The following is a 19304-nucleotide window of genomic DNA, read 5'->3' as shown; positions in this document are numbered from 1 at the left end:
CCACTGATTGAAAATCGCCATCCTGTGTATATACTCCGGAAGTGGTTGCTGCTGGAAGATTGAGCCTGAATCAGCCCGTTGATATCATAATCAGCCCGTTGATATCATATCTACAAAAGCAGCTAAATTATTCAGAATATTCAAACTAAAAAATACAACTACTGTTGGCGCAGATGCTGCCCTAGTTCTTTCTGATCCACCAATAAAAAGAGCGATTTCTGCAAGAGCCCCGCTCATATGAGCGTGGATTGCAATCCAGTTGAGGGAATGAAAGTACGTAGAGAAGTCATCACTGTCCTTTCGCGTGAAGCCTGTATTATTCAGATAAGACATTTGTAGGGCAAGAAGGATATTGGAAGAAGCCAAAATCAAGTAATAGGGGTGAAATGAATATGGGCGACAAAGTGAAAAGTAAGTTGATTCATCATACGATGTTCGCGGGGATGAATCGGTTGAGGTGCATAAAGTCAAAGGATTGAACGAACACCTCACATTTATTCGTGAAGTGAAAAAAGTCAGGTGTCTATGGCCCTTATTTCTGCGCGGAACAAACCTCGCAATCATGAAAAAGCAAACGGATGTTATATTGCTTCTGCGAATTAAGTTGGAGGAGAAGCTTTTGGAAACATGGCGAAGTTTTACGGATAATCCTGTTTAACAGACCTGCGTGGCAACATCATGGCTATTGAGAGCCGTGATCGAGACAAAGTTATCATCGGAGCAATCAATCAGCAAGTCATTCAAGAAGTGTGCGATGCACGGAACTTTATCGAGATCGTCGTCCCGACACATACATGAGACTTCAAATAATTTAAAAAGGGGGGTTCTTGATGAAAACACAGATTGAACAAAATGGTATTGTAACCCTTACAGAAGAAGAGGCTAAAAGGCTGAATGGAAGTGAATTGTGGAATGATGATTTGCGGCCGACAACATTTAAGGAACATTCATGGAAAGGCTTAAACTTTGCTGCTTTATGGATCGGTATGTGTTTATGCATCCCTTCCTACACCATGGCCAGTGGTATGATTGCTCTAGGCATGAACTGGTGGCAGGCGGTTGGAACTATTTTTCTTGGCAATGTGATTGTCCTCATCCCCATTTTATTAAATTCACATGCCGGAACAAAATTTGGAATTCCGTATCCTGTTTTTGCACGGCTTTGGTTCGGAGATAAAGGAGCACACATTCCGGCCTTGGCCCGCGCGATTGTAGCCGCTGGATGGTTCGGGATTAATACGTGGATTGGAACAGGTGCGATTGATACATTGTTAGCAGCCTCATTCCCTGCTTGGAGAAACTTCCCAGGACATACGGCCATCGTATTTGCTTTCTTTTGGGCTCTGAATGTAGGGGTTGCTTATAAAGGCCCCGAAGCCATTAAAAGACTAAGTTCCATTGCTGCTCCTGTCGTGGGCATCTCTTCCATCATTCTCTTCGTCTGGGCGTTCACTCACGCGGGAGGTTGGGGACCTATTTTAGAGCAGCCATCGAAATTCAAAACCACTGGGGAGTTTTTAAAAGTATTTTTTCCAGCCCTAACAGGTGTTATCGGTTTCTGGGCTACACTTGCTTTGAATATTCCTGACTTTTGTCGTTACGCTAAAAGCCAGAAATCGCAAATGGTTGCTCAAAGCTTCTCTCTCCCAATTACGATGACCGTCTTTTCTTTCATTGGAATAGCAGTTACATCAGCAACTGTCGTCATTTTCGGCCAAGCGATTTGGGATCCTGTACAACTGCTTGCCAAGTTCCCGCCATTTGTTATTCTTTTAGGAACAATTGTAATTGTTATTTCTTCCCTAACCATTAACATTGGGGCTAACATTGTAGCTCCCGCTCGCGCTGTTGAGAATTTATACCCGAAACGAATGACGTTTGGAATTGGTGTTCTTATTACCGGGTTGTTTGCTATTTTGTTGCAGCCATGGTATATCATGTCGAATTTTGGGAATTATATATTTGGTTGGCTTGGAACATATGCTGCTTTACTTGGTCCGATTGATGGCATTGCTATTGCAGACTACTGGCTTGTTCGCCGGAAACAATTGGATCTTAAAGAGTTATATGAACCTAATGGTCGTTACAATTACGCTACCGGCTTTAATAAAAACGGAATTTATGCACTTGTGATCGGCGTAGCCATCCCTGTACTGGGCTTACTCATTCCAGGTCTCCGCTTTCTCTGGGATAATGCTTGGACGTTCGGATTATTTATTGCTATTGGTGTCTATACCTATTTAATGAAAGGGGACAAAAGCGTTCTAAGAGAAGGTGAATACGAGAAAATTACGATTATAGAAAATACTACTTATGATGTAAAAAGAAATCTGATAGAAACAGAACTTACAAAATAGCAGAAGCATAATATGAACAGATGCGTTAATTGAGCAAGACGAAAAAATCAATTTACAAATGTCATAAAAAATGGTAGCAAGAACGTTGCTGTTTTTTTGCCTGTCTTCTGTTTGAGCTATTCGATCTGATGTTACAAGCATAAAACAATGAGGATGAACAAGGCTGCATCCTTTTAAAGATGGTTTTTTATATAGTCAGCGGTCTACGCATGCTGAGTGCGAGTGTGTAGCAAAGCTCGTGCAAAAAGAGGAAGCAGGCACCTTGTGTGGTGCCTGCTTCCTTATTTCATGGTAGCCTTTAGAAAGCTGTATCAATGTGCTACTTAATCCGCTTAAGCGCACGCAGTTTGCTTTCTTGTTCCAATGAGCGAAGGGGAAGGGTTTCTAAAATTTGATCTTGCCGTTTTTTGGATCCATCGTATGTAAAACTTCTCTTCTATTTCCTAAACTTGACTTCTTTATACTCGTCTGTCAATAATAAATAGGGATATAAAGATAAAAACGTAAGCGAGTTGAGGGGGAATTGAACATAAACAGTCTTTTGCAATGCGTTCAAGACGCATACGCGGCGTTGACAGGGTTAAGCATTATTATGTTTGATTTGCAGCACCAGCCAGTCACGAAAGTTTCCAATGTTACAGAGTTGGCAGAGCTTGTGTTGTTTTCCCCGGATGGAGTGGAAAAACTGCGTCCTTTCATCTGCATTTCGGAGAACGGTACGCAGTGGCGGCGGCCAATGATTGTTCAGACAGGATATTGGGGAGTTAAAGCGATTGTTGCTCCGGTGTTTGTGGAACAGAGAGTAGAGTATTGGATCTGGGCGGGAGCGTTTATTGAGGAGAAGACGAAGCTGGTCATCCGAGAGCAATGTGCCCATGTTCCTAATTCTGAAGCATGGATTCCGGCAATTGAACATGCAATAGAGCAACCGATATCGGCGGTGGAACAAAAGCTTCATGATATTGAAAAAATGTCATTAGTATGCAGCGAGCTAATTCACAGCGACAGACAAAAACAACAATACGAACGCTATTTTCGTTTGCTGGATTCGGCAGCCGACCGCGTGCAGCAGGTTTCGCTAAACGTAGATGATTTTCTACATCTATTGCAAAGAATAGATGATCATATTGACTTTTTGCTGTACATACAGAAACGGGACCGCGAGTGGATGGTTGCCAACGCTGTTGGCGAGAAAGCAGAACGGATGTGTGGAAAACCGATCAAAACCGCTTTTCCTCCGCTGTCAGACTCCCCATATCCACCTAGTGTCTCTTGTTTTGAAAATGCGGCACTAGATCCGCGCTTTTCGTTTTTTATCACACACGGAATTAGACCTAAAGTTGTTTTGGCCTACCCGATTTTACGGGATGAGGCAATAGAAGGATGGATTGTGATGGGCAGCGAAACAACCAGTTCGTTGCCAAAAGCCGCAGCTCCGATTGGTTCCATTATGATCAAGTATTGGAGTTTATATACAAAATGCGAGTCTGCTTACGTCAAAATGGACCGCCATTTCATGAGGCTATCGATGCTCATCGAAATAGGCCGGGCGATGAACGTAGTGAAAAACAATGAGGAAATTTTGCGGATGATGACTGATTTTGTGGCAGAGCTGGCCTATGGTAATTTTGCATTTACAGTGCTAAAGGACCGGAACAGAAACATTAAAGTGTATGGCGGTGCGGTTCCTGAAAGGGAAATTGCAGAATATTACGAAGATGTTTGTCATCGTTATTTCGAGGCAGAAGGTAAGTGGTCCAACAATATACCGACATTGCAGGCAACAAAGCTGGGAACAATAATGGAAATTCCGTTTTTTGTTCACGAACAGCTGCATGGAGTAATGTCTGTACATATGAAACATTTAGAAGATACGAAAGAGGCAGAAGCGTATGTAACCGCCCTCATAGGCGTCGGTACGATGATGATGAAACAAAACTATGATTATATGCCAAAGCAGGAATTGAATATCGACATGCTTGCGGAACATCTAACCGCCCGGGAGATGGATGTACTCCATTTATTGGTTCAAGGATGCAGCAACCGCGAAATCGCGGATCGGCTGTTTATTAGCATTCATACCGTGAAAAATCATATTACAAATATTTTCCAAAAAATTGGAGTGAACGACCGCTCACAGCTTATTGCTCTCGTTTATCAGCTAAACCATCGGAAAGAAAATCAATTGGGAACATCATTCGGTACAAGATCGATGAAATGATGTTCCTTTTTTTATTTTTTATACAGGAATTGGAATTGAATAAAGTTTATATTATAATGTTTATAGGTACCGTCAAGAATTTTGTGTAATATAATGGGGGTAGGGTTTCTCTGAAATGGATTTGGAATGAATAGGGAACTAGTTTCCTCCACACAGGAGACTGAATATTCAGTCTCCTGTGTGGAAAGGGAGAATCCCCCTATTTTGTTTATTTACAGTATTTGGTTAATGATAACGTTCTTCAAACATTCGTTGAAGGGCTTCATGCGCTTCGGCAAATCCTCGCAACTTTCGCCCTGCCCATTTCTCATTAAAATCTTGAATGGTCAAATACACGATTTTTTCAGCGGCTTCTAAACTATTCAAACTGTTCATCGGTTTTAGGCGTTTCCGAATCTCCTTGATCGTTCGTTCGATGGCATTGGTCGTGTAAATCACACTTCGAATACTGCTTGGATAATCCATAAATGTAAGGAGGACATCCAACTCATTGGCCCAAGATTGAACTTCTCTTGGATATTTGCTGGACCATTTCGACTCAAACTGTTGAAACATTTGTAACGCCATCTCCTTATTCGGCGCGCGATAAATCAGCTTGAGATCCTCGGCCACTTCGAATTGGTCTTTTTTCCGAACACGATGGAGCGTGTTGCGGACTTTGTGAACGACACAACGCTGCACATCGGCTTTCGGATAAACCGCCTTAAAGGCTTCCTCCAACCCCGGTAGTCCATCGAATACGCCCAGAAGCACTTCCTTGACGCCCCTGTTGTATAGTTGTTGAAGAATCTCCTGCCATACATAGGCGCTTTCCTGTCCTCCCACAAAGAAATCAAGAATTTCGCGATATCCTTCTTCATTCACCCCTAACACCACATAAATGGCTTCTTTCTCCACGGTTTCGCGACGAAGTTTTACGTATAAACCATCCAAATATAAGACAGAATAACGCTTGTGCAGTGGACGAGTGTGCCATTTCTCGATGTCTTCCTTCACTACATCGGTAATACGGCTGATCGTTGCAGGAGAATAGGCATTGCCTAAAATTCGTTCAATAAACTTGCCAATTTCACGTGTGCTCATGCCACTTTGATACATCCTGATGATGGCTTCCTCCAGCCAGCCCGTGTGGCGTTGGTAAGGGGCAAACAGCTGCGTTTGAAATTCTCCGTTTCGGTCTCTAGGGACCAAAAGACCTTCAATCCGGCCATATTGCGTATCTAGATTTCGTTGATAGTAGCCGTTTCTCATATTCGATGTTCCGGCTTGTTCTATTTCGAGGAAATTCTTGATTTCTTCCCGCATGATCAGTTCTAATTTTTCCTTTACAAACTGACGAATGACGCTTTCCAGTTGATTTGTCCAGTCGACATTCGGTATACTTTTAGACATAGGTAGGGTTCTCCTTTCTCTGGAATGTGTTGGTCCAAATCAGAGAATACCCTACCTTTTTTCTTTTGTTCTAGCAAAATGCTTTACACAAAATTTTATACATCATCTGTTTATAGTACATAAGAACTATATCTTTAGTCATATAAGGTGTCAATAATACGATGAAATAATATTTCAAGATGTTTTTCCTTGCGAAGGAAACGAGCTATATGTTTGGAGGTTGTCACTTTTGCAGGCAAAGGTGTCATGTAGCACATGGAAATAAGAGGAATACAGATGAAAAATGGAACAGTGATCAAAAACATTTCGGTCACGAAAGATGCGGACATTGTGAAAGCCATGGAGATTACGGAACGGATAGCAAGCGGCATGGGGTTTTCATCGCGTGATTGCCTGTTTCTCCGATTGGCGACGGAGGAAGCATGCACAAACGCGTATGAATATTGCCAAAAAACCAATCAACTGCCTTTTAAAGTATTTTGGAAAGGGGAAAGGCAACATTTAATTATTGTCGTGAAACAACGCGGAAAGAAATTTGCCATCAAAAGAGAGGATGGGGTCAATAGAGGCTCGCGCGGCAGAGGATTGCAGCTAATTGCTCATATTGTTGACCACGTTTATGTCAAACAAAGAGGAAATTATGTTTTGTTTTATATGTGCAAATGCAAGAAAAATGAGCGATGGTTGGGGGAATAGAATGATGAGAACGAAACATGGAGTTATTCATGTTTTCACTTGGAACGAAGACATTACATTAAACAATACGGAACAGTTTCGCAAAGCGATGGCAAAGCTGATTGAAGAGCCAGCCGACCATCTTATATTAAATATGGAGCAAGTGAAATACATTAATAGCGCGGGCCTCGGCATTATTGCCGATGGAGTGATGACGGCGAGAAAACAGCAAAAAGAGCTGGTCGTTGCCGGTGTTCAAGGTTCCCTTCAGGAAATTTTTCATATCGTTAAGTTTTCTTCTTTTATTAAACTGTTTAAAACAGAAAAAGAGGCAATACATTATTTCATGGAGAATGACAACATATGATTGGCAAGTTTTTAGAAAAAATAGAGAAAGAAAAAGGTTTTACATTAAAGGAATTACTGCAGCTTTTCGAAGAGCGAAACGTGCTCTGCAATAAAGCGGATCAAGTGTATTGGATCGCAACTTTGGCGGAGAGGCGGTTTATTTTTATTTCCGCATCCTGTGAAAAGATGTACGGGCTGCCGCCTGAAGCTTTCTATCAAGATGCAGAGCTATGGAAAAAAGTCGTTTACTCGGAAGATAAGGAAAAGCTGGAAAAAACGAGGTCCGTTCTTTGGAACGGGGAGAGCGTTGAGCAGGAATACCGCATTGTCCATCAGCAAAATGGGACGGTCCGCTGGGTTCTGGAGCAAGCGTTTCCCGTTTTCGGTGAAGCCGGGAATGTAGCGATGATAAGCGGAATTATTACCGATATTACCAAAATAAAAAAAATGGACGAGCAGTTGCTGCTGGCAGAAAAAGTATATGAACATACGCAGCAGGCGCTATTGATTACTGATGCACAGTTAGTGATTCAATTGGTTAATCCCGCTTTTACGAACATAACAGGATATGGAGCGGATATCATCGGTAAGTCGTTTCATGTGTTGTGTGCCGGCTATTATGATGAGCGGTTTTACAGCACTGTGAAGAAAACGACGATCGAAAAAGGAAAGTGGGCCGGAAAGATGCGGTGGCGGCGGAAAAACGGGAAAGCCTATGTTCAGCAGACGATTGTTACGGCCATTCGCGACTGCGAAGGAAAGGTCATTTTTTATCTTTTTTTGCTTACCGACATGTGGCCAAACAACAAAACGGCAGCCACTGTAAAGGATGATTTAAAGCTGGCGAGGGAAGTGCAAAAACGTGTGCTAAGCAAACCGTTGACGGCCAACCGTATTAATATTTATGGAATGTATATTCCTTCACGGGAATTAGGGGGCGATATGTATGCCTGGTACCGAATCGATGAAGAACGATATGGAATTTTTTTGATGGATGTCATGGGACAAGGAACGGCCGCATCGCTCATTTGTATGTCGGTCCGCTCTTTACTCAACGGAGTGATTCGCAAAGGTATTGATCCGCAAGAAGTATTTGGAGAGTTAAATAAACATATGCGGCAGCTGTATCATGAAAATGGACGAATGATGTATTATTTTACAGCTATTTATGTGCTGGTAAATACGAAGGAAAGATTTATTGAGTACGCTTCGGCAGGGCACCCTCCTGGATTTTTATTCCAGAAAAACGGTTTGGTGGAGGAGCTGGATCAGGGGTGTGCGCCGATTGGGTTACTGCCGCATCTTTACGTAGAAACCGGCAAGCTGCATTACGAGCCGGGAGCAACACTAGTGTTGTATTCGGACGGTGCGATCGAAGGAGCCAGCCGTTCAGTTTGCACAAATATCGAAAGGTTTCGTGAACAATTAAAGCCGCATATTCATTTAGACAGCAAAACCATGATAAAATTTATTCATAACCAGTTTGAAGAAAAAAGGGAGTTTCCGGATGATCTTTCGGTGGTGGTGGCAAAATTATGGTAAATCACTGTTGCCAATGAGACGGTGATCAAGTATCCTGAAGAAAATCTCACTTCCATGAATCGGATCCATTAGGAGTGAATACATTATTAGTAATGAAGGCAAAGATAGGGGGATGGCATATTAATGGTGAAAAACCCGGCGGGATTTTGGAAGCGGTTAGCGGCTAATTTATTAGATGGCATCATTGTCGGTATTCCTATTTCGTTGATCGGATATTTGATTACGAACAGCTGGGAGGAAAACTGGTTTACTTCATTGGCGAACATTGTTTATGCTTTAGTAGTGCCAGCGGTTTGGTCTGGATATACGGTAGGAAAAAGGCTGTTAGGCATTCGCATCGCCAAAGTCAATGGTGGAAAAGTCGGAATCGGAACGATGTTTTTACGGTCCGTTGTCGGCGGGCTCGTTTATGTCATCACACTTGGCATCGGGGTGATTATTAGCGCAATTATGGTGGCGGCGCGAGAAGACAAACGCTCGATCCATGACTTTATTGCCGGGACGTATGTGACGACGGAGAAGCCGGCATAATTGGATATTGTAATGAACATAAAAAAGGGTGTCTAAGACAATAGACACTCATTTTTTATTACACAGGATATAATTGTAAAAAAATGACTGGTTATTTTTCATAACAGCGGAGAAAAAATTGACAGATCTGATCGATCGATTCTCGGTTAGTTAGCTTACAAAGGATGTCAAACAGCAAATCTTATCCCAGATTGAAGGGTGGTTATATTTATCGAGAGATGAGCGATATCGTCCTTTTTCCGAGAGCGCTGGGGAAAATTCCACCAATTGCTTGCGCAAATAATTAAGGAAGGTCAATGAGCATGATCGAATCAGACATAGGCAACAAGTTTTTCAAATAAGTTGCTTATGTCTATTTTTATGTTTTGAAAATTATATACATAAGTTAATAAATATTGTAAATATACTTTTATGAGCGATAGAATAAGTATTTAGTTTATATTTTTAATATTCTAACAAAAAGTTTTTGCATTTCTTCTTTTTGATGTTAATATTAAAATAAATATAAATATTCTTTCTAATTTTTGTGAAGCGCTTACAAATAGATGGACGACAAGGGGAGATTGGCTATGCAGCAACCACAAGAATTACGGAGAGAATTAAAAAGCAGGCATTTATTTATGATTGCGCTTGGGGGAGTGATTGGTACAGGGTTATTTTTAGGTTTGGGCTACACAATACATGAAGCAGGACCAGGAGGAGCAATTGTCGCCTATTTATTCGGTGGGCTTGTCATGTATTTAACGATGCTATGTCTCGGGGAATTAGCCGTAGCGTTGCCGGACGCGGGGTCTTATCAAACGTATGCGACAAAGTTTATTTCGCCAGCAGCAGGATATTGCATCGGTTGGCTGTCTTGGCTAAACTGGTCGGTTACGGTAGGGATTGAGTTACTCACGGTAAGTATTTTGATGAAACGTTGGTTTCCAGACGTTCCATCTTGGGTTTGGTGCGTTATTTTCGCGGTGCTGTTGTTTTTGATTAACGCTTTATCGACACGCAGTTTTGCGGAAGTTGAATTTTGGTTTTCAAGTATTAAAGTAATAACAGTGATATTGTTTATTATTTTGGGATTAGCTGCGATGTTTGGCATTATTAGCATGAAAAACGGCCAACCAGCGCCAATGCTTTCCAATTTTACGGACCATGGCGGGCTATTTCCAAAGGGGCTTGGTGCTATTCTTGTGACAATGATCGTTGTTAATTTTTCGTTCCAAGGAACGGAATTGGTTGGTGTTGCGGCGGGAGAAAGCAAAGAGCCGGAAAAAACGGTGCCAAAAGCGATTCGCAACACGGTATGGCGCATTTTGCTTTTCTTTGTTCTAGCTATTTTTGTGCTTGCCGGGCTGTTCCCGTGGGAAAAGGCTGGTTTAGTTGAAAGCCCGTTCGTTGTTGTGTTTGATAGTATCGGAATCCCGTATGCGGCGGACATTATCAATTTTGTTATTATTACGGCAGTGTTATCGGTTGCCAATTCTGGCCTATATGCCACATCGCGTGTATTATGGTCGATGTCACGCCAAGGGATGGTTAGTCCGCTTTTTAGCAAACTATCGAAAAACGGTGTTCCGATTAACGCGCTTATCGCAAGTATGGTAATTGGATGCCTTTCCTTATTATGCAGCATTTACGCGGAAGATACGGTGTATGTTTGGTTAACGTCGATTGCAGGATTTGGCGCTGTGGCGGTGTGGGCGTCGATCGCTTTATCAAATTATTTAGGAAGAAAAGCATTTCTTCGCCAAGGTGGAGACGTTCGTGAACTAAAGTATAAAACACCGCTTTATCCATTTGTTCCGCTTCTTGCTTTTGCATTCAATCTAGTCATTATTATCAGTCTTGCGTTTATTCCAGGACAGCGCATGGCTCTATATTGCGGCATCCCATTTATCGTTGCTTGCTATGTTTATGATCATCTTGTAGCAAAAAGACGAATGAAGGAAATACATAGGGATCAAACAATAAACGCTAGAGAAGGAGTAAGAGCATGATAGTATACTAGCGGAGGCTAAGTATATCTTTTCTCTTTTTCCCATACACATAAAACGAAAAGATGAAAATGGGGGAGGGGGAAGATATGCAATTTTATTATGGCCAGCAAATGCCGCTGCGTATTTTAGACGAAGCGGAATTTTGGAAACATCAAGAAGAAGAGCATACGGTCGTTATTCGCGAGCTTGTTAGCGGCTTGGAGCCGTCTTATGTCGAGGCGCTGAAAAAATGGGAAGAAGCTCTTTCTGCGACACATCAACAAGTAGTAAGGTACATTGAGTCGGTCATTCGCACGGGATATTACGTTCCTTATCAGCTTTACCAACAAGTGCTGCAGTTAGTATCTCATTGTTTGCAGCAAAGTCTTGATTTTATTAAGCTATGCCGACAAATAAAAACAGAAAGCAAAGCAGTAAGCCAAAATCCAACGGCAAAAGTGGTGCTGAACCATATTATTCGTGAGTCAGAATATTTTATTGGCATCGCGCAATTGTTATTATATAGAAAATAAAGGAAATGCCTATTCGCTTCGGATAGGCATTTTGCGTGTTTGGAAACGAGAGTGTTTAATAGGAAAGTAGTAATGCAAAAATAATTCTCAGACACACGAAAGAAATTACCACTTCTTTAGATGAAGAAGTGATTAAGCAACTAAAGCTGTTCAAGAGAATACAGATGCCAGCAAGATCATTGAGAAGTTAATCAAAGAGTCTTTACAAAAAATGTCGGACTCGCGAGAGGGTTAACCCCTTCTCCCGCCCGCCGCTCGCTCTCATCCCTATAGCTGAAAACTAGAGGGTTCTTGCTCGCATTCTGTAATTAATAGTAAAATTGTTTATATACAGAAAAAGGGAGGGGAGAGGGTTGTCGTTATATAGCTATATTTTACGCACGATGTTCGTTGTCATTCCTGGTACCGCTTTAATAATCATTGGTGTATGTTTAGGGAATGGCCTCCATGGCGCGGCATTTTGGTGGACATTTTCGATTACGGTATTACTTGGAGCCATTGTTGGGGTCATTTCTGCTAGGTTGAATTATCGGCGATTTATCGCACCCATTGCTATTATCAATCATCATTTAGACAAAATGACAAATGGAGATTTGTCCACACGTGTTCCTATGAATGAAGTAAGACAATTAAAGCCGATCGCGCTCTCGCTCAATAACATGGCCCAAGCGTGGCAGGAAGTCATTGCCATCATTCAGCGCCATTCCGATGAGATGGCGCAATTTTCCGGACAGTTAACAGCCATCGCAGACCAGACGACGAAAGCAACGGAGCAAATTGCGTCAACAATGGAAACGATTTCCTTAAGTTCGGAACAGCAAGTGAAGACGGTGCAAGAAACGTCGTTAGCGATGAACGATATCTCTGATACGCTTATGCAAGTGGCGGCGAATACGAAGCACGTATCAACGAACGTAAATGAAACATCGGCAAAAGCGCAATCCGGAAAACAGTCGATTTCACAAATGCAAGAGCAAATGCAGTTTATTTATGAGCATGTCCAATCGCTTGGACAAGTTATCAAAGGTCTTGGAGAGCGTTCGAATGAAATCGGTCAAATTACGCAAGTGATTACAGGGATTGCTTCGCAAACGAATTTACTTGCTTTAAATGCGGCGATTGAGGCGGCAAGAGCCGAGGAGCAAGGAAAAGGGTTCGCCGTTGTGGCGGATGAAGTCCGCAAATTGGCGGAACAGTCTGCTCAGTCCGCACAGCAAATTTCGCAGCTGATCGGCTATATCCAAGAAGAAACGGAAAAAGCGATCGAATCGATGGGAACAGTAGTTAGCGAAGTATCACAAGGGCTCGATGTTGCGCAAACGGCTGGACAATCGTTTGAACAAATCCGCCAATCCATCAGCGAAGTCAATGCCCAAATCGAACAAGTATCCACAGCGATCGAGCAAATGACGGAAAACGCGCAACGGGTAGCTGCATCCATTGAGGACATGACAGAGATTGTGGAACAATCTTCTTCCGGAGCAGCGAATATTTCGGCGGCGACACAAGAACAAATGGCATCGATGGAGGAAATTGCTGCGTCCGCCTCATCGTTAAGCAAAATGGCGGAAGATATGCAAACGATGTTAAAGCGGTTTACGGTATAAAACTATTTACATTGCTTGATAAACGTGTTAATATTAAGAAAAATTAAATAGCTTTGTCGCTTATCTACTAGGGGAGTCCAATAGCTTGGACTGAGAAAAGAACGCGCTTAAGTTCTTTGACCCTTTGAACCTGATCTGGGTTATGCCAGCGTAGGGAAGTAGATAGCGGAAGTGTATGTGTTTGTTGCGTACGTTTCGCTATTGGCATTCCATCGGGTTCTCTTAGAGAACCCGATTTTTATTTCCGTATATGGTCTCCTACCTCGCCCTGCGTTTTGGTGTAACTTCAGGTCCTCACCACTATTTTGAAGGAGGAGAAAAGTTACATGCAAAACATTCCGTCTTTTATGCAGTTTCCCGCTAGTAAAAAGGTGTATGTCGAAGGTTCACGTCCAGATATTCGTGTTCCAATGAGGGAAATTACGTTAAGTCCGACGAAGACAGAAACAGGAATCAGCGAAAATGAACCTGTTCGTGTTTATGACACAACTGGTCCTTACACCGATCCTGATTTTCAGCCGGACATTCAAAAAGGATTGCCGCCGCTAAGAAAACGCTGGATTTTAGAAAGAGGGGACGTTGAAGAATACGAGGGTCGTCCAGTGAAACCGGAAGATAACGGATTCCGTAATGGGAAACAATCAGAGATTATTCTGCCTTTCGAGAGAAAACCGCTGCGCGCAAAAAAAGGAAAAACCGTTACGCAAATGCATTACGCAAAACGAGGGATTATTACACCGGAGATGGAATTTGTTGCGATTCGTGAAAATATCGATCCGGAAATCGTACGCCAAGAAGTTGCAGCAGGCAGAGCGATCATTCCTTCGAATATTAACCATCCGGAAAGTGAACCGATGATTATCGGGAGTCGTTTTCATGTAAAAATTAACGCGAATATCGGCAACTCCGCAGTAACATCATCCATTGAAGAAGAAGTAGAAAAAATGCTTTGGGCGGTGCGCTGGGGAGCAGACACGATTATGGACTTATCGACGGGAAAACATATTCATGCGACACGAGAATATATTATTCGCAACTCCCCAGTGCCTGTCGGGACGGTTCCGATTTATCAGGCGCTCGAAAAAGTAAACGGCGTCGTCGAAGACTTAACGTGGGAAATTTACCGTGATACGTTGATCGAGCAGGCGGAACAAGGGGTAGACTATTTTACGATTCACGCGGGGGTGCTGCTTCGTTACATACCGATGACGGTAAACCGAACGACTGGCATTGTTTCACGCGGCGGCTCGATTATGGCGCAATGGTGTTTAGCCCATCATGAAGAAAACTTCTTATACACGCATTTCGAAGAAATATGCGAGATTTTAAAAACGTATGATATCGCTGTATCGCTTGGGGACGGGCTGCGGCCAGGCTCGATTGCCGATGCCAATGACGAAGCGCAGTTTGCCGAATTAGAAACGCTCGGAGAATTGACGGAAATCGCGTGGAAGCATGATGTGCAAGTGATGATTGAAGGTCCGGGGCATGTGCCGATGCATAAAATTAAGGAAAACGTTGACAAGCAAGTGGAAATTTGCAAAGGAGCGCCGTTTTATACGCTAGGTCCGCTCACGACCGACATCGCTCCGGGATATGACCATATTACATCGGCGATTGGCGCGGCGATTATCGGCGCGTATGGAACGGCCATGCTTTGTTATGTCACGCCGAAAGAACATTTAGGCCTGCCAAATAAAGAAGATGTGCGCGAAGGAGTCATCGCTTATAAAATCGCTGCCCATGCCGCTGATTTGGCAAAAGGACATCCAGGCGCGCAGCAGCGGGATGATGCGCTATCGAAAGCACGCTTTGAGTTTCGCTGGAATGACCAGTTCAACCTTTCGCTTGATCCAGATCGCGCTCGAGAATATCATGATGAAACATTGCCGGCGGAAGGAGCGAAAATCGCCCACTTTTGTTCCATGTGCGGGCCGAAATTTTGCTCGATGAAAATTTCGCATGATTTGCAACGAGCGGTTAAAGAAGAAGGGATGAAACAAAAAGCGAAGGAGTTTGTCGAACATGGTTCCTCCCTTTACCAATAAGGGATAGGTGTTGCAAAAGAACATTTCCGAGTTGAAAGAGAAAACTTTGGCTCTGGTTCAACGGATTACCGTGTTTTGATAAAAGGATTTAGAAAATGTTTTGAAATTAAGTCGTTTTAGAGTAATGTGTGAAAACGGCGTAAATGATCATCTGTTTCCTTGTCAGGGAATGAAAGGTGCTAACACCTCCATTCTCTGACAAGGTCAGAAAGCAAAACGTGTTTAACAAAAATGGCCATTAACCAAACTTGGTTATTTTCATACAATCGATTAGAAGTAAAATTACATACGGAGGTTTCTGTTTTCTTAACATAATGCCACTTCTTCTATTTCATCTCTAAGTTGCATTCTTGTAATGAAATAACTTTTGTTTTTTTCACGAATTTATAGCCGAGCCAGACGATGATGAAAAGAGGCAAGCCGATATAAGAAACAAGCGATCCATACCAGTCGATCGTCCCGCCAATAAACGACGGGTAATTTTGCCCTAAAATCACTACCAAGCAAAGAACAAAAGCAAATACCGGACCGAATGGGAACCATTTTGCCTTATATGGTAAATCATCAAGACTTTTTCCTTGTGCCACATACGCTTTGCGGAAACGGTAATGGCTGATGGCGATGCCAAGCCAGGCGATAAATCCCCCCATTCCCGAGGCGTTAAGCAGCCACGTATACACAACCCCGTCGCCAAAGAATGAAGCTAAAAACGCAAGCGTTCCTAAAGAAGAAGTAACGATGAGTGCATTGACGGGCACGCCGCGCTTATCCAATTTCGCTAAAAATTTCGGCGCCTTTCCTTCGCGGGCCAAGTCCCAAAGCATGCGGGTCGATGCGTACATGCCGGAGTTGCCTGCGGATAATACGGCGGTTAAAATGACTGCATTCATGACGGACGCGGCAAAGGCAATTCCTGCTTTGTCAAACACAAGCGTAAATGGACTTACCGACACGTCGTCATTAGCCAGCTTAGGATCTGTATAAGGGATTAACAAACCGATGGCCAAAATCGCCAGCACGTAAAACAGCAAAATGCGCCAAAACACCCGGCGAATGGCACGGGGAATGCTTTCTTTCGGATTTTCTGTTTCTCCGGCGGCGACGCCTAACAATTCTGTTCCTTGGAAGGAAAATCCCGCTGCCATAAAGATTCCTAGCATCGCCATAAAGCCGCCGTGAAACGGTGCATCTTTGATGGTAAAGTTTTTAAAGCCGACCGCTTCGCCGCCCATGATGCCAAAGATCATCAGAAAGCTGACAATCAAAAAGATGATTACCGTTGCCACTTTAATAATGGAAAACCAATATTCCGCTTCGCCAAACCCTTTAACGGATAAATAATTTAATAAGAACATAATCGCTAAACAAAGCGCGCTCCATAAAAGCGATGGACTGTTCGGAAACCAAAATTTCATAATCATCGTCACCGCGGAAAGCTCCGCCGCAATGGTAATCGCCCAGCTATACCAATAATTCCAGCCTAACGCAAATCCTAACGCAGGGTCGACGAATTTCGTCGCATAGGTGCTGAACGATCCGGAAACGGGCATATAGGCAGCCATTTCGGCAAGACTTGTCATTAAAAAGTACACCATAACGCCGATGGCGATATAAGCGGCAAGCGCCCCGCCCGGTCCCGCGGCATGCACCATCCCGCCGCTGGCTAAAAACAAACCTGTGCCGATGGTGCCGCCGAGGGAAATCATCGTTAAATGGCGGGTTTTTAATTTTCGTCTTAGCCCGCTTTCGGAATGTAAAACAGCAGAAGCGGTAACCATTGATTTTGTCGATGTTTCCATCAATAAATCACTCCTTTTTATCAAATGACGAGTTTGGGAATGAACAGAATTAAGCAAAGGAATTGGGAATGCTTTTGGGCAAAAAATTTTTTATTTCGCATGATTGTAAACGCTTTCTAATTTCCGTCTATATGTTCAAATATTTGCTCCATCAACTCACCTCCTGTTTATTCGACGATGATCAAAAAGCTCTAATTAAATAATTTTATTATTTAGAAATATTGTAATTTTTAAAATAAATACCAAGAATATATTTACAAATTATGCAAAATTTATTATCATATTGTTAGCTCGAGTACCAATTCATTCCGGATTTGTTTAAACAAGCATAAAATATATTTCAAAATAAGTATCGAAATAGTCTATATTGATAGAAGTTAATAGTTTCATTGCGCTATCTAACTTTCCATAGCGAATAAAGAGCATTGATGTAGGGATCTCTGTTTATTTAATGAGGTATATCATTTTGTGAAGCCTTTTCTTTAATAAAATAGCTAATGTGGAATTCTCTTTTAATGAACAAAGATGCATTCCTGACTTTTAGTAGTCCTATCATTTCGATAATGAAGTTTTTATGGTACATCTGAAATGAAGATCACCTCTTATTTAGTGAATTTGTGTCGTAGGCAAGGCGCTCAAACACTATTGTTCTTTATTGGAGGAAATTGGCGATGACTACCTTTTCTCGCTACACAAAAACAATTTTTATTGATGGAACGTGGCAGGACGCCAAAAGCCGAAGAACGCTTCTAGTACAAAATCCTGCAACATTGGAAGCGATTACAGAAGTTTCGCATGGGGATGAAAGAGACGCAGAGCAAGCGGTGCGTGCCGCCCGTCAGGCGTTTTCGGAATGGTCAGGGAAAACGGCAAGAGAGAGATCTCAATTTTTATACGCCGCCTATGAAAAAATGAAGGAACAAAAAGAAGAACTTGCCGCTATTTTGACGTCTGAACAAGGAAAGCCGCTGAAAGAGGCGAGCGCTGAAATCGATTCCGCCGCCAGCTATTTCCTTTGGTACGCGGAAGAAGCGAACCGTCTTTATGGAGAAATCATCCCTTCCTCGAACAAGCATAAACGGCTGATGGTCATCCCGCAGCCAATTGGCGTTGTCGCCGCAATCACCCCTTGGAATTTCCCGGCTTCCATGATTACGCGAAAGCTCGCGCCGGCTCTTGCCGCTGGGTGTACGGTCGTGTTGAAGCCAGCGCCGGAGACGCCGCTGACCGCGTATCGAATCGTGAAAATCCTTGAAGAAGCGGGGCTTCCTCCTGGCGTGGTCAACCTTGTCACTGGTGATGCCGTTTCGATCGGAAAGTGTTGGATGAGCCATCCAGACGTGCGTCTGATTACGTTTACTGGTTCGACCGAAGTCGGGCGTCTGTTAATGAAAGGAAGCGCGGATCAAGTGAAAAAACTGTCGCTGGAACTGGGCGGCCACGCGCCGGTCATCGTATTTGAGGACGCCGATTTGGATTTGGCGGCGGAACTGACGCTGGCGAGCAAGTTCCGCAACTGTGGGCAAACGTGTATTTGCGCCAATCGCGTCTATGTGCAGCAGACGGTCTGGGACGCTTTTGTAAAAAAACTAACAGCCAAAGTACAACAGCTTTCCATTGGCAGCGGATTGGATGAAACAACCGATATCGGTCCATTGATTAACGAAGAAGCGGTAAGAAAAGTGCAAGACCATTTGGACGATGCCGTGCAAAAAGGAGCTTCCGTTCTTTATGGCGGAAAACGATGGGAAGGGGCGTATCCAGGGTATTTCTTTGAACCAACGGTGTTGGCGAATGTAACGAAAGAGATGAAAGTGATGAACGAGGAAACGTTCGGCCCGCTTCTGCCGCTGCAGCCGTTTGCCGATGAGATGGAAGTGATCCGTCAGGCGAACGATACGCCGTACGGTCTAGCTGCCTATATTTTTACCGACTCGCTTCACCGCGCGTATCGTGTGATGGAGAAGCTGGAATATGGCATCGTCGGCATTAATGATGTATTCCCGGCTGTGGCCGAAGCGCCGTTTGGCGGCGTGAAGCAATCAGGATTGGGGAAAGAAGGCGGCAAAGAAGGGATTTTCGAATTCGTCGAATTGAAATACGTATCGATGGGGATTCGATCCTTGTAACATGACGTTTTTGCCGCCACTCATGGCAAGAGCAGCGATATAAAAAATATTCATGACTGACTTCCTGGTTGCATAAGTATGATAGTGAAAAAAACTGCGTAGTCTATTGCGGCGCCTTTATCGGCGATCTGCATGCGTAGACAACGGCCAGT

Annotated in this window: 13 protein-coding genes and 1 riboswitch; of the genes, 11 read left to right on the top strand and 2 right to left on the bottom strand. The window is 43.2% G+C overall.

Annotation, left to right across the window (positions count from 1 at the left end):
- The first annotated feature begins 830 nt into the window (after positions 1-830).
- Both BV455_RS06815 and BV455_RS06810 read left to right on the top strand, forming a co-directional pair.
- Positions 831-2357: an NCS1 family nucleobase:cation symporter-1 gene (locus BV455_RS06815; RefSeq protein ID WP_218687872.1), complete on the top strand. Its 1527-nt coding sequence runs from the start codon at positions 831-833 to the stop codon at positions 2355-2357.
- A 523-nt stretch (positions 2358-2880) separates the two neighbouring features.
- A complete protein-coding gene (locus BV455_RS06810; protein ID WP_342393770.1) occupies positions 2881-4578 on the top strand; it encodes a helix-turn-helix transcriptional regulator in 1698 nt (565 codons plus the stop codon).
- A 225-nt stretch (positions 4579-4803) separates the two neighbouring features.
- On the opposite strand, the gene BV455_RS06805 is transcribed toward BV455_RS06810, so the two are convergent.
- Positions 4804-5970: an IS256 family transposase gene (locus BV455_RS06805; RefSeq protein WP_081162984.1), complete on the bottom strand. Its 1167-nt coding sequence runs from the start codon at positions 5968-5970 to the stop codon at positions 4804-4806.
- 276 nt (positions 5971-6246) lie between these two features.
- Here BV455_RS06805 and BV455_RS06800 point away from each other — a divergent pair, with 276 nt between their 5' ends.
- The 8 genes from BV455_RS06800 (at position 6247) to thiC (ending at position 15224) form a co-directional block, all read left to right on the top strand.
- Positions 6247-6666, top strand: a complete 420-nt coding sequence (locus tag BV455_RS06800) for an ATP-binding protein (RefSeq protein ID WP_017434349.1) — start codon at positions 6247-6249, stop codon at positions 6664-6666.
- A 4-nt stretch (positions 6667-6670) separates the two neighbouring features.
- A complete protein-coding gene (locus BV455_RS06795) occupies positions 6671-7012 on the top strand; it encodes an STAS domain-containing protein (protein WP_218688020.1) in 342 nt (113 codons plus the stop codon).
- On the top strand, positions 7009-8535 hold the full coding sequence (locus BV455_RS06790; protein ID WP_017434347.1) for a SpoIIE family protein phosphatase: 1527 nt from the start codon (positions 7009-7011) through the stop codon (positions 8533-8535). Before BV455_RS06795 ends, BV455_RS06790 begins: the two co-directional genes overlap by 4 nt.
- Positions 8536-8658: 123 nt before the next feature.
- Positions 8659-9066: an RDD family protein gene (locus tag BV455_RS06785; protein ID WP_017434346.1), complete on the top strand. Its 408-nt coding sequence runs from the start codon at positions 8659-8661 to the stop codon at positions 9064-9066.
- A 569-nt stretch (positions 9067-9635) separates the two neighbouring features.
- Positions 9636-11057: an amino acid permease gene (locus BV455_RS06780; protein WP_218687871.1), complete on the top strand. Its 1422-nt coding sequence runs from the start codon at positions 9636-9638 to the stop codon at positions 11055-11057.
- 86 nt (positions 11058-11143) lie between these two features.
- Positions 11144-11569, top strand: coding sequence for a DUF2935 domain-containing protein (locus BV455_RS06775; protein ID WP_017434345.1), 426 nt, complete (start codon positions 11144-11146; stop codon positions 11567-11569).
- A gap of 353 nt (positions 11570-11922) precedes the next feature.
- On the top strand, positions 11923-13176 hold the full coding sequence (locus tag BV455_RS06770; RefSeq protein WP_218687870.1) for a methyl-accepting chemotaxis protein: 1254 nt from the start codon (positions 11923-11925) through the stop codon (positions 13174-13176).
- Between the two features lie 59 nt (positions 13177-13235).
- Positions 13236-13350, top strand: a riboswitch (TPP riboswitch).
- Between the two features lie 152 nt (positions 13351-13502).
- Entirely contained in the window at positions 13503-15224 is a 1722-nt protein-coding gene (gene thiC, locus BV455_RS06765) for a phosphomethylpyrimidine synthase ThiC (protein WP_017434343.1), read from the top strand.
- A 326-nt stretch (positions 15225-15550) separates the two neighbouring features.
- On the opposite strand, the gene BV455_RS06760 is transcribed toward thiC, so the two are convergent.
- On the bottom strand, positions 15551-17023 hold the full coding sequence (locus BV455_RS06760; protein ID WP_218687869.1) for an amino acid permease: 1473 nt from the start codon (positions 17021-17023) through the stop codon (positions 15551-15553).
- 671 nt (positions 17024-17694) lie between these two features.
- Here BV455_RS06760 and BV455_RS06755 point away from each other — a divergent pair.
- Positions 17695-19152, top strand: a complete 1458-nt coding sequence (locus tag BV455_RS06755) for an NAD-dependent succinate-semialdehyde dehydrogenase (RefSeq protein ID WP_061580443.1) — start codon at positions 17695-17697, stop codon at positions 19150-19152.
- Positions 19153-19304 lie beyond the last annotated feature (152 nt).

This window comes from Parageobacillus caldoxylosilyticus (assembly GCF_019272935.1).
Classification (GTDB): Bacteria; Bacillota; Bacilli; order Bacillales; family Anoxybacillaceae; genus Saccharococcus; species Saccharococcus caldoxylosilyticus.
The sequence above is the reverse complement of the archived record's forward strand: the minus strand, read 5'-3'. Positions and strand labels throughout refer to the sequence as shown.

What these genes read in the sequence shown, in the direction of transcription:
- BV455_RS06815 (WP_218687872.1), top strand. Translation starts at nt 831, where the DNA reads ATGAAAACACAGATTGAACAAAATGGTATTGTAACCCTTACAGAAGAA.
- BV455_RS06805 (WP_081162984.1), bottom strand. Translation starts at nt 5,970, where the DNA reads ATGTCTAAAAGTATACCGAATGTCGACTGGACAAATCAACTGGAAAGC.
- BV455_RS06800 (WP_017434349.1), top strand. Translation starts at nt 6,247, where the DNA reads ATGAAAAATGGAACAGTGATCAAAAACATTTCGGTCACGAAAGATGCG.
- BV455_RS06795 (WP_218688020.1), top strand. Translation starts at nt 6,671, where the DNA reads ATGAGAACGAAACATGGAGTTATTCATGTTTTCACTTGGAACGAAGAC.
- BV455_RS06790 (WP_017434347.1), top strand. Translation starts at nt 7,009, where the DNA reads ATGATTGGCAAGTTTTTAGAAAAAATAGAGAAAGAAAAAGGTTTTACA.
- BV455_RS06785 (WP_017434346.1), top strand. Translation starts at nt 8,659, where the DNA reads ATGGTGAAAAACCCGGCGGGATTTTGGAAGCGGTTAGCGGCTAATTTA.
- BV455_RS06780 (WP_218687871.1), top strand. Translation starts at nt 9,636, where the DNA reads ATGCAGCAACCACAAGAATTACGGAGAGAATTAAAAAGCAGGCATTTA.
- BV455_RS06775 (WP_017434345.1), top strand. Translation starts at nt 11,144, where the DNA reads ATGCAATTTTATTATGGCCAGCAAATGCCGCTGCGTATTTTAGACGAA.
- thiC (WP_017434343.1), top strand. Translation starts at nt 13,503, where the DNA reads ATGCAAAACATTCCGTCTTTTATGCAGTTTCCCGCTAGTAAAAAGGTG.
- BV455_RS06760 (WP_218687869.1), bottom strand. Translation starts at nt 17,023, where the DNA reads ATGGAAACATCGACAAAATCAATGGTTACCGCTTCTGCTGTTTTACAT.
- BV455_RS06755 (WP_061580443.1), top strand. Translation starts at nt 17,695, where the DNA reads ATGACTACCTTTTCTCGCTACACAAAAACAATTTTTATTGATGGAACG.